The sequence below is a fragment of the Hyphomicrobium nitrativorans NL23 genome, from assembly GCF_000503895.1.
GTDB lineage: Bacteria > Pseudomonadota > Alphaproteobacteria > Rhizobiales > Hyphomicrobiaceae > Hyphomicrobium_C > Hyphomicrobium_C nitrativorans.
Genome location: NC_022997.1, coordinates 3,359,816 through 3,374,385 on the forward strand (window position 1 = coordinate 3,359,816; position 14,570 = coordinate 3,374,385).

11 protein-coding genes are annotated in these 14,570 nt (G+C 63.4%); 3 read left to right on the top strand and 8 right to left on the bottom strand.

Annotated features, from left to right (window positions below; genetic code table 11):
* The first annotated feature begins 5 nt into the window (after positions 1–5).
* Both W911_RS15700 and W911_RS15705 read left to right on the top strand, forming a co-directional pair.
* Positions 6–1,376 (top strand): M16 family metallopeptidase, encoded by a 1,371-nt coding sequence (locus W911_RS15700; protein WP_023788527.1) that lies wholly within the window; start codon positions 6–8, stop codon positions 1,374–1,376.
* Positions 1,377–1,505: 129 nt separating this feature from the next.
* Entirely contained in the window at positions 1,506–2,867 is a 1,362-nt protein-coding gene (locus W911_RS15705; RefSeq protein WP_023788528.1) for a glucose-6-phosphate isomerase, read from the top strand.
* Positions 2,868–2,927: 60 nt separating this feature from the next.
* Here W911_RS15705 and W911_RS15710 read toward each other — a convergent pair whose 3' ends face one another.
* The 7 genes from W911_RS15710 to W911_RS17555 all read right to left on the bottom strand — a co-directional run bounded on the left by W911_RS15710 (position 2,928) and on the right by W911_RS17555 (position 12,258).
* Entirely contained in the window at positions 2,928–3,545 is a 618-nt protein-coding gene (locus W911_RS15710) for a response regulator transcription factor (RefSeq protein ID WP_023788529.1), read from the bottom strand.
* Between the two features lie 95 nt (positions 3,546–3,640).
* A complete protein-coding gene (locus W911_RS15715) occupies positions 3,641–4,612 on the bottom strand; it encodes a PQQ-dependent catabolism-associated beta-propeller protein (RefSeq protein ID WP_023788530.1) in 972 nt (323 codons plus the stop codon).
* A gap of 36 nt (positions 4,613–4,648) precedes the next feature.
* The gene (locus W911_RS15720; protein ID WP_023788531.1) at positions 4,649–6,496 is read right to left on the bottom strand and encodes a quinoprotein dehydrogenase-associated putative ABC transporter substrate-binding protein; all 1,848 of its coding nucleotides are present in this window, start codon (positions 6,494–6,496) and stop codon (positions 4,649–4,651) included.
* A 222-nt stretch (positions 6,497–6,718) separates the two neighbouring features.
* Positions 6,719–8,629 carry a PQQ-dependent dehydrogenase, methanol/ethanol family gene (locus W911_RS15725; RefSeq protein WP_041316675.1) on the bottom strand — a complete coding sequence of 637 codons (1,911 nt, stop codon included), beginning with the start codon at positions 8,627–8,629 and terminating at the stop codon, positions 6,719–6,721.
* A 465-nt stretch (positions 8,630–9,094) separates the two neighbouring features.
* Positions 9,095–9,712 carry a response regulator transcription factor gene (locus tag W911_RS15730; RefSeq protein WP_023788533.1) on the bottom strand — a complete coding sequence of 206 codons (618 nt, stop codon included), beginning with the start codon at positions 9,710–9,712 and terminating at the stop codon, positions 9,095–9,097.
* Complete coding sequence (locus W911_RS15735) at positions 9,709–11,124, bottom strand: histidine kinase (RefSeq protein ID WP_023788534.1); 1,416 nt, start codon at positions 11,122–11,124, stop codon at positions 9,709–9,711. The genes W911_RS15730 and W911_RS15735 overlap by 4 nt, the downstream gene beginning before the upstream one ends.
* 15 nt (positions 11,125–11,139) lie before the next feature.
* Positions 11,140–12,258: a formylglycine-generating enzyme family protein gene (locus W911_RS17555; protein WP_023788535.1), complete on the bottom strand. Its 1,119-nt coding sequence runs from the start codon at positions 12,256–12,258 to the stop codon at positions 11,140–11,142.
* Positions 12,259–12,388: 130 nt separating this feature from the next.
* Between W911_RS17555 and W911_RS15745 the strand changes: the two genes are divergently transcribed.
* Positions 12,389–13,249, top strand: a complete 861-nt coding sequence (locus W911_RS15745; RefSeq protein ID WP_023788536.1) for a quinoprotein dehydrogenase-associated SoxYZ-like carrier — start codon at positions 12,389–12,391, stop codon at positions 13,247–13,249.
* Between the two features lie 19 nt (positions 13,250–13,268).
* Here W911_RS15745 and W911_RS15750 read toward each other — a convergent pair whose 3' ends face one another.
* On the bottom strand, positions 13,269–14,513 hold the full coding sequence (locus W911_RS15750) for a serine hydrolase domain-containing protein (protein ID WP_023788537.1): 1,245 nt from the start codon (positions 14,511–14,513) through the stop codon (positions 13,269–13,271).
* Between the last annotated feature and the right edge of the window lie 57 nt (positions 14,514–14,570).

The window sequence follows — 14,570 nt, forward strand, 5'->3', positions numbered from 1 at the left end:
GCTCAATGGATCGCTTCTTCCCTTCCCGCGCGCGTCCGTTCCGCCTTGGCGCCTTCTTCGCCTTCGCTCTTCTCGCCCCTCTTCTTCTCGCTCCGTTCAGGCCCGCACACGCTATGGAAATCAAGGTCATCACCAGCCCCGGCGGCATCAAGGCGTGGCTCGTCGAAGCGCACGAAAATCCGTTGCTCGCGATGCGCTTTTCCTTCGAGGGCGGCAACTCGCAGGATCCCGAGGGCAAGGAAGGCGTCGCGAACTTCCTCACCGCCATGCTCGACGAGGGCGCGGGAGACCTCACATCCGCCGTGTTCCAGGAAGAGATGGACACCATCGCGATGCGTCTTCGTTTCGAAGACAGCCGCGACGCGTTCTACGGCAGCTTCCAGACGCTGACCGAATACCGCGACCAGGCCGTCAATCTTTTGAAACTCGCGCTCACCAAGCCGCGCTTCGATGAAGATGCGGTGGAGCGCATCCGGGCGCAGATCCGCGCGAACCTCGTCTATTCGGATCGCGATCCGGAGCGGGTGGCCAGCAAGGAATGGTTTGCTACCGCCTTCTCCGGCCACTCCTACGGACGGGCGGCGCACGGCACGGACGCGACCATCGCCGCGGTGACGCGCGAGGATCTCGAAGCCTACCGCAAGCGCGTCTTCGCGCGTTCGAACCTGCGCATCGTGGCCGTGGGCGACATCACCGAAGAGGCGCTCGGCAAGCTGCTCGACGAGGTGTTCGGAGACCTTCCCGAGAAAGCCGATCTCTTCCCCGTTCCGATGGCCGAGCCTGTGACAGGCGGCACGGAGCGGTGGATCGATATGGACGTTCCGCAATCGGTCGCGGTGTTCGGTTTCGGCGCCATGCCGCGCAAAGATCCGGACTTCCTCGCGGCGTTCGTCCTCAATCAACTCATTGGCGGCGGCGGATTTGCCTCGCGCCTGATGGAAGAGGTGCGCGAAAAGCGCGGGCTGGCCTACTCCGTCTACAGCTACATCCAGCCCTTCCGGCACACTTCGGTGTTCTCGGGCGGTGTTGCGACGCGGGCGGACGCAATCAATCAATCGCTCGACCTCATCCGCGGCGAACTGAAACACGTGGCCGAGAACGGACCGACCGAGCAGGAATGGAAGAACGCCAAGGACTACCTGGTCGGCTCCTATGCGCTGCGTTTCGACAGCAATGCGAAGATCGCGACGCAGCTTCTCGGTCTGCTCGAAGACGACTTCGGACCCGATTACATCGAGAACCGCAACAAGATGATCGAAGCGCTCACGATCGACGACGCCAAGCGCGTGGCCAAGCGCCTGCTCAAGGCGGACGACCTGATCATCACCATTGTCGGCCAGCCGCAGGGAGCGGCCGGCGACAGCAAGGGCGGGTAACAACACTCCTTCCACGCACCGTCCCCTCGCTCCGCGTGCGGAGAGACGGGGCGGCCGCCCTTGGCGAATTCTCCGAAACCGGCTAGCCCTGCCGGAACCGATGTTCCTTCCGCCGGTTATCCGGGTGCCATGACCGTGACCCATCCTGCTGCCACGCCCCCCTCCTCCTATCGCCAGTCCATCGACGGATGTCTCTCGGACGCCATCGGATCGCACGGGCTGAGCGACGCGGATTTCAAACGCTGGCTGGACAAGGCCGCACCGCATCTCGCCGCCCTGCAGGACGATTACGAAACCGGCGCGTTGCCGGTGCTTCGCATCGCGGAGGACACTGCCGATCTCGACGCCGCCGAAGCCGCGCTTCGAAAGCTCGTGGAGGGCGCCGAGACCGTCGTGTTCTTCGGCACCGGCGGATCGGGGCTCGGCGGGCAGACGCTCGCCCAGTTCGGCGGCTGGAACCTGCCGGGCGTCTCCTGCTGCTCGACCAACAGCGTGCACAAGCTCAAGACGCGCTTTTACGACAACCTCGATCCGTTGACGCTGGCCGCGGGCCTCAAGCGTCTCGACCTCGATGCCACGCGGTTCGTCGTCACGTCGAAGTCGGGCGGCACGACGGAGACGATCGCGCAGCTCCTCGTCGCGCTCAACGCGGTGCGCGCGGCCGGCCTCGAAGATCGCATTCCGCAGCTCTTTCTCGGCATCACGGAGCCGGACAAGCCCGGCAAGACGAATGGGCTGCGCACGTTGCTCGCGAGCCTCCGCGTGCCGATGCTGGATCATCACACCGGGATCGGCGGACGTTTTTCGTGCCTCACCAATGTGGGCCTGATCCCGGCGCTCGCGCGCCGGCTCGACGCCCGTAAAATTCGCGAAGGCGCGCGGGAAGTGATCGACGCGCTTCTTGCCGCCAAAACGCCGGACGAATTCGCGCCGGCCGTCGGCGCCGCTGCCGCCGTGGCGCTCTCGAAGGAGCGGGGTATCCGCACGCTTGTCATGATGCCCTACAACGACCGGCTCGGGCGCTTTTCCGAGTGGTTCGTGCAGCTCTGGGCCGAAAGCCTCGGCAAGGGCGGCGAAGGCACGAGCCCAATCCCGGCGCTCGGGCCGCTCGATCAGCACAGCCAGCTTCAGCTCTTCATGGATGGGCCGCGGGAGATCTATGTCACACTCGTGCGCGTCGCGAGCGCGGGTCATGGCGACATGCTGGACCCGGAACTGGCGCGCATTGCAGGCCAGGACTTTCTCGGCGGCAAGACCATCGGCGACGTCGTGGATGCGCAGGCGCATGCGATCGAAGACGCGCTGGTTCAGGCGGGGCGGCCGGTGCGCACTGTCGACCTCGACACGCTCGACGAGCACGCGATTGGCGCGCTCCTCATGCACTTCATGATCGAGACGATCCTGGCCGGACGGCTTCTGGAGCTGGATCCGTTCGATCAGCCTGCGGTAGAGCTCGCCAAGACGCTCACGCGCGAGCGGCTCGCGCGGTGAGCCGCGCCGCGTGCTATCATCCCGGCCAAGTTGAGCGCAGCGAAACGCAGCGACGGTGCACTACCGGATGCGGCGCTCGACGGAGAGGCGGATGAGGTCGGCCGTGCGCTCCACACCCAGCTTTTCCTTGAGGCGGCTGCACGAGTTCGCCACCGTCTTGTAGGCGATGCCGAATGTGCTGGCGATCTCGGCCAGGCTCTTGCCCTCACCCAGAAGACGCAGGATCTCGACCTCGCGGTTCGACAGCTTGTGCAGCGGATCTTCCGTGAAGGCCGCGCTGAAAACGAGTTCGCTCGCCATCGTCCGGTCGAGGTAGCGATCTCCGGACGCGATCTTCTTGACCGCGGTCACCAGTTCGCCCGCTTCCGCGCTCTTGCTCACGTAGCCCGCCGCACCGGCCTTCAGCGCGCGCATGGCGTAGCTCGGCTCGGAGTGCATGGTGAACATGACGATGCGGGACGCGACATTGTCCGCCTTGAGGCGACGCAGCAGCTCCAGGCCGCTCGAACCGTCGAGGTTGATGTCGAGCACGATGACGTCGGGCAAAACAGAGCGGGATAAGGCCAGCGCATCCTGCGCTGTTGCGGCCTCATGGATCTCTGCGCCCGAGATTGTCGCGAGCAGGCGGCGAATGCCCTCCCGCACGACGGCATGATCGTCTACGACCAGGATCTTCATGGAACGGGTCTCCTAATACCCGAATAAAGTAACACGTCTTGTCCGCGACCAATACAGGCGGATCACAGGGTCAATACCGCCCCGCCTGCGGGTCCTCACGGCTTCACGGCGATCCCCCAGGGGAGCCGGCCAACGGGGACCGATTTCACGGGCCTCAGGCTCGCGATATCGACGATCGTCATGTCGTTGGTCAAGCCGTTCGCCACGAACAGCGTTTTGCCATCGGGGTGGACGGCCATATGCCAGGGGCGCTGACCGACAAGGATGTACTGTACGACCTCGTAAGTTGCAGTGTCGACCACGGCCACGCGATTGGCGTGGCTCAAGGCGACGAACGCAAGCTTTCCGTCCTTCGACAGCTCGATGCCGACCGGCTGGATCAGTTCCGCATTGACGCCCGGGATCTCGAACCCGAACTTGTGAACGGTCTTGTAGCTGAACGCATCGATCACGGCCACGGTGCCGCCGATCTCCGCGGACACCCACACGGTCTTGCCATCCTTCATGAACTCGGCCTCGCGCGGGCGCGTGTCCACCATGATGTTTTCCAGGACCTCGAACGTCTTGGTGTCGATGATGTGCGCCATGCTCGTGGTTTCCGAGGTGGCGACGGTAATGCGGTTGTCGGGCGAAACGGCCATGCCCTCGGGCTCGACGCCCACCGGCACCTCGGCGAGAACCTTGCCGCTCTCGCGCTCCATGATGGTGACGAAACCGTCGTCCTCGTTGGCCACGTAGATCAAGCGACCTTCGGGATCGATGTCGAGCAACTCGGGATCGGGGCCCGAATCGAGATGGCGCGTCACTTCGAGCGTTTCGGTGTCGATGACTTCGAGGCGGTTGTCGTCGCCGACGCAGACGATCACCTCTTTGAAGTCCGGCGTGATGCGGATGCCGCGAGGGCGCATTCCCGTCTCGATGGTCTTGATGATCTCGAAGTCGTCTCCGAGCACCGTCACCGTGTTGTCGCGCTCGTTGGTCACGAAGATCCGGAGCGCGTGCGCCGGATGCGGGGCGATCATCAGCGAGAGCAGAAACGCGGCGGGTACGGCGGATCTCAAGAGCATTGGCTGGCCTTCTGTTGCATCGAATCCAAAGTCAGGTCAGTTCGGGATCGGCGTCGATGGCCCAGCCGGCGGACCGGATGCGCCGGACGTGCCGCGCGCAATCATGTTGAGTGCGCCCACGGCCGAATCGAAGCCCGCGCTCTTGGCAATGTCGGTCGCGGTCTGCCCGATCGGAGACTTCACATCGATATCGGCACCGGCCTTCCCCAGCAGGCCGATGATCGGCGCGTTGTTATGCCCGGCCGCGATCATGATCGCGGAGATGCCGTCCTTCGAAAGCGTATTGACGTTCGCGCCCTTGTCGATCAGCTCCTGCGCGAGATCGAGCGGCTGCGGGCCTTGCGAGATATGGCCAGAGCGCGTCCGCGCGGCGAGTTGCGTCGCAAGCACCATCAAAGGCGTCACTTCCTCGTAGCCCGATGTGGCATCGACGTTGGCGCCGAGATCGATGAGCGCCTTGGCCGCGAAGAACTTGTTGTCACCGATGGCCCACGAGAGCGGCGTGATGCCGTCCTTGGTCTTCTTCTCGATGTCCGCGCCGCCCTTCACCAACGCTTCGATGGACGGAACGTGATTGCGGTTGATCGCGTGCAGAAGCGGGAAGAAACCGTCGTTGTCGGTCGCATTCGGATCGGCGCCAGCATCGATCAATATCTTGATGAGGCTTGGCCTGCGCGAGCTCGCCGCGGCATCGAGCGGCGTTGCGCCGGTCGCGTGACGCTTATTGACATCGCCACCTTTGGAGATGAGGAAGCTCAAGCGTTCCGCGTCGTTCCCGGTGACCGACGCGAACAGCTCGCGATCGATATCTGCGCCATCGGCTAGCCAGCCTTCCAGGCGCTCCTTCGTGACGATCTGATGGGCGGCCGCCTTTTCGGTCGGCATAATCTTCGGCGCTTCTTTGAGGAAGCGATCCTGCGACACGTTGCGGATGCGGTCGTAATAGGAGCCGTGCGCGGGCAGGTCGCCGTCGGCCGCGCACTTCGCGCACTTGATCAGCGGCACACCGTATTCCTGCAGGATGGCCGTGATCTCCTTGTGTTTCCGATGAAGCGCCCAATCGAGCATGTATTTCAACATGACCTGATTTTGCTCCATGCCGATGGCGAGTTCGAACTCCATCGGCACGTGATCTTCCCAAAGGTTCACGGGCTGGATCACGATCGGCTCGTTCTTCATCGTCTTGAGCCAACCGGCAAACGGTCCCCACACCGCGGCAACGTCGAGTTCTCCGTCGATCACCTGCTGAACCTGGCGCCACGGCTGGCTTTCGGGCCTCAGGTCCGTATCGTAGGAGATGATCTGCAAATGCAGGCCGCGCACACCGCGCCGCACGAGCGCCTCGCGGATGCCGGAATGCTGAAAGACGCCGATCTTCAGTTCATTCAGGACGGGGTCATCAAGATTCTCGATCTTGATATTCCTGTCTTCGCGATGGGCAAAAACGTAGGTCGTGCGATAGAGGGGTTCCGTCGTCAGCAAATCCTGCAGCTCGATGGGCATATCCATCAGGATATCGCACTCGTCGTTCTGGAACGTTTCGCGGGTCAATCCGCGTTCGTGGTAGGGCCGCCAGAAGAAGCTTGCGTGCGTGCCGAGATCCTCTGCGAGAAGCTTTGCAATTTTGTTCTGGAAGCCATCCTCCTCACGAGAGGACAACGGCATGTTGCCGGGATCGGCGCAGACGCGCAGCGGGCTTTTGAGTTTGCGTGTCCGTGCGGCTTGACGGGTCGCGGTGTGCTCGGCTGCCGTCAGGTCGTCGAAGAGCTTGTTCTTCGTGAAGGAGCGCAACTCGCCCATGGCGGAACTCGCCTCGCGCGCCAGCGACGGGCCGGACCAAGCAAGAAGGGCACTCACAATCAGCGCAACAGGCAGCTTTTTCACGCTCTACCTCTAAACGTTATAATGTTGCTTACTTATCCCTCGTGCATTGCCGAGGCAAGCCCGGATCACGTCTCGGGCGTTCACAGTTTCGCGCGCAAATCCATGGCGATAGATCGGGGATCCATATCCCTAAGGGCTGTACCCGACGCGTGCGCGGCATAGGCTGAAAGCAGAAGAGCGCCCGGTGCAAAAACACCGGGCGCCCCTTTCTTCTTCGACTGATTAGTCGGCGATGCGGAAGGTGTAGACCTCACCGCCCTGCGGGATCTTGTCGAGGCCGGTGGCCTTAGCCATGGCCGTCGCACCGATCGCACCGAACTTGTCGTTCATGTCGAGGCCAGCCGTCACCGGAAGACCGATCCAGCCGCCGAGACCAGAGAAGATGGTCACGTACTGCTTGCCCTGGATCTTGTAGGTGATCGGGTTGCCGATGATGCCCGAGCCAAGCTTGCGGCTCCACAGCACCTTGCCGTTGTCACGATCGACAGCGCGGAAATGACCGCTCTTCGAACCGTAGAACATCAGACCACCGTCGGTGACCATCGTGCCCGACCAGTTCGGATAAGGATCGGGGATTTCCCAAACCGTCTCACCCGTGACAACGTCGAACTTCTTGATCTTGCCGGTGATGCCAGGCTTCTCGGGATACATGTACACGTTGGCGAACACGTAGACCGTGCCCTGCTGCGTGTGCGTGCGCTCCTGAGGCTCGTCCTCCATGCACCAGTTGTTGGTGGGGCAGTAGAACTGTGCCGGGTTCTTCGGATCGACCGAGCAGGGCTGCTGGTCCTTGCCGCCCATGGCGGAGGGGCAGACTGCAACGTTGCGGCCAACTTCGAACGGCGAGTGCTCGTAGACCTTGATCGGACGACCCGTTTCGAGGTCGATCTTTTCGGCCCAGTTCACGGTCACGAAGGGGTGAGCGCGGAGCAGCGAACCGTCGACGCGGTCGTGCACGTAGGCGTGGCCGTTACGATCGAAGTGCACGAGAGCCTTGTGCTTCTTGCCGTCGACCTCAAGGTCGTCGACGAGAATGTTCTCGTTCACGCCGTCATAGTCCCACTGGTCGAACGGCGTCATCTGGTAAGCCCAGACGACCTCGCCGGTGTCCACCTTGCGGGCGAACGTGGTCATCGACCACTTGTTGTCCCACTCGCCGGTGTTGCACTCGTCGTGGGTCTTGGCGCCGCAGCGATACGACGGAGACCAGTGGCCGGGGTTGCCGGTCGACCAGTAGACGATCTTGAGCTCGGGATCGTAGCTGCCCCATGCCCAGTACGCGCCGCCGCCGATCTGCCACTCGCCTTCCGTATGCTCGCCAATCGGACCCGGATACGACGTGATGCCGATGTCCTTGCCGTAGCTGCCGAAGTGCGGGTTGGCCTTGTTGGAGTCGGGCGTCAGGCAGACGTCCTTGTCCGAGCCGGTCGCATGGCAGGTCCAGACGGTTTTGCCCGTCTCGATGTCATAAGCCGTCAGACGGCCGCGCGCCGCGAACTCGTCGCCGCCGAAGCCGGCGATCACGAGGTTTTCGGCAACGAGGGTCGGGCCGGTGAGGGTCTCACCCTTTTCCGGGTAAGCGTGCTTCACGACCCACTTCTCAGCGCCTGTCGAGGCGTCGAGCGCGATCACGAAGCCGTCGAGCGTGTGGTAGATCACCTTGCCGGCGGCGTAGTTCACACCGCGATGGATGGTGTCGCAGCAGGCGCGCGGCACGGCCGATTCGTCACGATCCGTTTTCTTGACGTAGTGCCAAACCTGCACGGGGTTATCCGGATCGGAGAGATCCAGAGCCTGCAGGATGTTACACTGCGCCATGTTCGGACAGCCCGACGAGAAGTACATCATCGGCTTGCCGTTATGCTCGACGACCACAGGCTGGCCTTCCTGGCCGCGAAGCGCGCCCATGGACTGCGACCAGATGTGGTTGAGCTTGCTCACGTTGTCCTTGTTGATGTCGGACAGCGTAGAGTGACGCGTCAGCTTGTTGTCGCGGCCGGGCGCCGGCCACAGATTTTCGTTTTTGGCTCTCTCTTCGATCTCGGCATTGGCGAACGCGGGCGTGCCCACGCTGCTCATCCCGAGAAGAAGTGCGGCTACGCCGCCCGCCACAAAGGCTAACCTCTGTCTCATATGGTTTCCTCTCCTAGTTCCAGGCAGATTCCCGGTGCCCATCAAAGGCGATGTGCCCACCTAGAAACCCACACTCACCTCGCGTTCGGGCATGTGCTCGAAAACGAGATCCCGCGTTGCGCAAAACCGCATCGACAGCCTTTTTGGCCGCGACCGCTTTGCACATTCAAAAATCCCAGTGTTGTTTGCTGACCTCCGCAAAGGGCAGGTATCTATTGGCTTGCCGAAAAAAGCTGGACGCCGGGAAAACCCAAGGAGGAGAGCGGTTATCTCGGCGCCCCAGCCGTTCTGCAAGCAGTGGGACCTTAGGCAAGAGCAATGACTTGCACTATGGGACTACCTCCCGATGTCGATTGCCAACTTTCCCGATCACACAGTCGTGATCGCGTCCCGGATTGACGGGAATAACGCCTGGGATTTCAACGGCGGAGGATTGGAAAAGCGAGACGAAAGTCGTAAGGGCGCTTAATTGCGCCGGTTCTCGATGGAAAACCGAATAAGGTCCGAGGTCCGGGGCAAATCGAGCTTTTCCTTAATGCGCCCGCACGAGTTGGCAACAGTCTTGTAGGCAATGCCAATGGCGTCCGCGATGCCTTGCAAGCTTTTGCCCTCGCCCAGCATCCGCAAGATCTCGATCTCGCGGTTGGTGAGCTTGCGCAGAGGATCTTCGGCGCGGACGGAGCTCATGACCAGCTCCCCCGCAATCGTGCTGTCGAGATAGCGCTCGCCCTCCGCCACGCGCAAAACGCCCGTGGTCAGCTCCGAGGCGTCCGCGCTCTTGCACACGTATCCATAGGCACCGGCCTTGAGTGCGCGGTTCGCATAAATCGGCTCGGCATGCATCGAGAACATCAACACGCGCACGTTCGGGCTCTCGATGCGCAGACGCCGCAGGAGTTCGAGGCCGCTCGCGCCCTCCAGATTGATGTCGAGCACGAGCACATCGGGCGCTTCCTTGCGGGCCAGATTCAACGCCTCGTGCGCCGTCGCAGCTTCGAGCACGACCGCATTCGGAATCGCCGACAGCAAACGACGCACCCCCTCACGAACGACGGCATGGTCGTCGACGACGAGAATTTTCATGGAGCGACCTCCGGCTCGGCCGAGCTATCGAATGCGGCGTAACTTTCCCGGACCGGAATCCGAACATCGACCGCGACGCCCGCCCGATCCTTCCTGTTCACAATATCAACTTTCCCGCCGAGCGCCGTGACGCGCTCACGCATGGCGATCAAGCCGAAACCGCTGGTGAGGCTTCCCGGCTGCAACCCGCCGCCGTCGTCGCGGATGGACACGGTGACGTCGTCGGAGACGTCGCGCGTCACCTCGACGTCGATCTCGGTGGGCTTGCCGTGCTTGAAAGCATTCGCGATCGCCTCCCGCACGATGCCGTGAATAACGGTATCGAGCTTCTGCCCGCAGCCTCGATCCGTCACATCGACGTTGAAGGTCACGTCGGGATTGCGAAGCTGCCAGGAGGCCACCAGGGTTTCGATGGCGTTGGAGAGGCCAAGCTCCAGATGAACCGCCGGCCTCAGCCGGCCAAGGATCGACTTCACATGCTTCTTCATGTGAGCGACGGCCTCGCGGATCGCGTCCGCGCGCGCTGCAAGCGGGCTCGCCGGATCCTCGGCCATTTGCCGGATGGTCGACGCATCGACATCGACGGAGAACAGGAACGGGCTGACTTCGTCATGCAGGTCGCGAGCGAGGTCGGCGCGTTCCTCATCCTGCACGGTCGCGAGTTGATCGTTGAGGTCGCGGTTGCGCATTTCCATCTGGCTGAGGCGTGCGGCCATCTCGTTGAAGCCGGTACACAGGCGCGCCAGCTCGGTCGGGCCCGCTTCCTCGACGCGCACGCCGTAATCGCCGCCGCCGAGCCGCGTGAAGGCCGCCGAGAGCGCGGGCAGAGGCTCAAGCGCGCGCCCGATGGTGATGTAGATCAGCGTCGAAACGAGACCGCAGAAGAAGGTCAGGATCGCGAGACGCATCACGAAGTCGTCCCATACCTCGCCGACCTCGCCGCGCTGTTCCGTTTCAAGCTCGATAGCGCCGAAGCGCGCGAGCCCTTCCGGCATGTCGATGCGGACGATCTTCGATTCCCGCGCGATCAGATTATAGAACCACTCCGGCAGTTCCTCGGCGGGTGCTGCAAAGCTCGATATGCGCGCACCGATGGGCTCAGGCTCCACGAGGGTTGCGCGCACGTGACGGTTGCCGTCGAAGACGCGCACAAGGCGCACAAGCTGAAGGCGCGGGTTTTCGTCGTGGGCGAATTCCTGCACGAGCTTGCGCACGCTGCGTTCGGCAATCGCCAACGCCGCGTCGACCTCGGTTTCGACCTTGGTCGCCGCGTGCCAATAGGTCAGGACGCCGCTCAGGACCAGCGTGAGGATCAGCACGATCGAGATGTTGCGGATAAGCGCGGCGGACAGCGATTCGGACTGACGCGGTCCGAATGGATTACCGAAACCTCTGAGCCCAGCCTTTGTCACATCGAACTCCGCTCGTCAGGGTGCAAGATCGCGCGCGACGCGGAAGCCGACGCTGATGTTGCGGAAGTCGGGTTTTTGGCGCAAGCGCATTGCCGAGCGCATGGACTTGGCGGGAAAGAATGCCGATCCGCCGCGCATCGTGTAAAGGCCACGCATGGGCGGGCGATTGCCCACGGCCGCGCAGTCGTCGGCGATACGCGCGGTGCCGTCACGCGGGCCGGACGCATAATCGTCGCAGAAAATGTCGGCCACCCACTCCCATACGTTGCCGTGAACGTTGTAGAGGCCCCAGGGATTCGGATCGAACGACTGGGCGGGCGCGACCGCCTTCATGTCCCATTCAGTGCCGCAGTCCTCGCAGACGGCCTGAGGGCGACCCGCGCTCGGTGGCGCGTCGCCCCACCAATACGCCGTCGTCGTACCTGCGCGCGCGGCAAACTCCCACTCCGCCTCGGAAGGCAGGCGGTAGCGCTGACCCGTGTTTTCCGCCAGCCATCGGGCGAACTGCTGCGCGTTCTCGTGGCTCACGCCAACGACAGGCTGGCCCGGGTTCGTGAGATGCTCGCCGAGGACTGCATAGTAGCGGCTCGTGCCGGTCTCGATGTTGTGCTGGCCGCCGCGCTCCAGCCATTCGGGCTGATCGCAGCCTCCCGCGGCGACGCAAGCCTTGTACTCCGCGACCGTGACCGGACGCGTGCTGATGGCGAAGGCTTCGACGCTGACTTCCGTCTGCTTTTCGGAGGCCAGGCGGCCTTCCTCACCCTCGGGCGAGCCGATCTTGAAGCCTGGTGGCGACGCCGGGACGACGACCATCGGGGGGCAGCCCTCCGCCTCCTGGCAATCGCGGAACGGCTTTCCTCCTCCCGCGATCCGAAGGGCTTTCTGGGATTCGGCGGCCTTGCCGACCGCGATCTCGATCAGCGCTAAACCTAAGGCTTCGGCACGAGCGGCGATCTCGGTTCGCGTCCCCGGATCGGCCTCCAGGGCCTTTTCCAGCGCCGAACCGTCCGTTGCTCCGGCGAGGGCGACCGCGGGGCCGGCTGTCCCCGCATCGGCATGCGCGGCGGGAATCGTCACAGCCAGCAGGGCCATCAGCACCCTGACCGGCGGGGAAAGATCGCGCACGAATTTCATGAAAACTTCCAGTGTAACAAGGTAACAACTCCTATGTTATAAAATGCCATAGTGCGCAAGTGCCTGCCGCGATATTCCTTACGGCAGCCATCGGATGGCGGCGCAGAGAACGCCGACGCAGGAGAGACCCATGCCCCTTAACCCGACGATGCACCGTGCGCGATCCAGCCGCTTCCTCCGCCTGATCGGGGCTGCGATGCTGCTTCTCGCCGGCCTGACGGCGCCTCACGGCGCGTTTGCGACCGACGACAAGGAAGCCCTTTGGGCCGATCTCAAGCGCGAGATCTTCGGGGACCGCGAGATCGCGCCATCCACGGGCGCGGTCACGCTTTACGCGCCAGAGAACGCCCACGACGCGGCGCTGCTTCCCGTCAGCATCCGGATTCCGGCCGGCACCGTGCCGCATGCGGTCGGGCTTACCCTGATCGTGGACACCAACCCTGCTCCCGTCGCCGCCACGTTTACCTTCGGTGACGGTTTTCGTGAGGGCGCCGACATCGGCGAACGCAGCTTCGAGACCCGCATCCGGCTCGACTCGTTCTCCTACGTGCGCGCGGTGCTTGAGACGGCCGACGGCAAGCTTCACATGTCGGCCAAGTACGTGATCGGGGCGGGCGGATGCTCGGCCGCGCCGTCGAAGGATGCGGAAGCGGCGCTTGCCGATCTCGGCCGCATCGACATCCGCACGACGGCGGCGGACGCACGCGGGCCCGCGTGGCGCGAGACGCGCGTAATGATCCGGCACCCCAATTTCACCGGGCTGCAAATGGACCCGATCTCACGCGGCTACGTGCCGGCGCGCTTCGTCAACAACCTCGAAGTTTCGACGGGCGGCAAAATGCTGTTCCGCATGGAGGGCGGGATCTCGATCTCAGAGAACCCGCATTTCCGCTTCAGCTATGGGGTTGCGGGCGACGAGGAGGTGGACGTCAAGGCGACGGATACGACGGGCGCCGAGTTTGCCGAGCGGTCGAAATCGCGCGAGTCCTGACGCGGGCGCGTCGTGCGTCTCACCGCTCCTGCGCGAGGCGCATCAGCTCCTTGGCGAGGTTTTGCAAGTCATCGGGCGCGACGTCCGTATTGAGCAGCAGGGTGACCGATGTCCATCCGCGATCGCCGCCCGTTTCGGCGGCGATCATGTTGATCGAGGTGTAGCCCGGCACGATGCCGGCATGGCTGAACACCTCGTGATCGCGCCGATATTCCACAAACCAACCCATCCCATAGTAAATCTCGGGCGACACACGCCCTGTTCCGGTGATCATCAGCGCGGCGGACTCAGGCTGGAGTATGCGTCCTCCCATGAACGCGCTGTTCCACGCGAAAAGATCGGCGGCCGAACTCGTCATGTCGGCGCTGCCCTTGAGCCAGCTCGGCTGATCGAAGACGCGCAGACGGCGTCCCACAGGGATCGCAACCTCTGAGCCCGGCGCGTAGTGGCCGATAAAGCCCGTCTCGATGAGACCGGCCCGCGGAAAGATGTTCCGCCGCAGATAATCGTAGTACGCGCTCGGGCGGGCCTCTCCGGGCGCGACCGCCTCCTCGATCACTTCGGCGAGAAGGAAGTAGCTTGTGTTCGAATATTCGAAGGTATTGGGCCAACCCCACGGCCGCATCTTCTTCACCTCCGACAAAAGCTCCGGCGCGCCTATGCGGCCCCAAGGATTTGTCGCCGGCGGCGGGCGGCGCGTGAAGTTCGGCAGGTTCGACGTCATGGTCAGAAGGTTGCGGAGCGTTACGGCATGTTTCTGCGGCCCTCGCCCGTGCGCCGTCCAGTGCTCCACGCCGTCGAAGATGTCGGCCAGCGCGAGATCGAGGCTCAGAAGTGTGCCGTTGCGCAGATGCGCGTGGCGCGCAATGAGATCGAGCACAGCGGCGGCCGTAAACTGCTTTGCAATGGAGCCGATGTGGTAAACCGTATGCGCGGTTGCGGGGACGCCGGGCGCGGCCTCGCCAAATCCCTTTGCCAGAAGAAGCTCATCGTGGCTGCCGATTGCGAGCGAAAGGGCCGCTTCCGGCAAATCGGGATGCGATGCGTTGAGGTGGACGAGAAACTGCTCGACGACGCGATTGGCCTCTGCGGCCTTCTTCGGCGTCCATGCCGCAGCAGAGACGGCGGACGTCAAATACAGCAGCGTTACGACCGCCGCCGCAAATCTCGCACAGAGCTGAACAAAAGCCGGCCGGGAGCTTGCCGCCAACGCGCGCCGCTTGGCGGCGGGCGGCCCGATCCGCCCCGACAGACGGGGGCTCAATGAGTGCTCGTGTGGAGCCATGGCCGACGCCGAGTTTCAGTGCGGGCATGTCGCGAG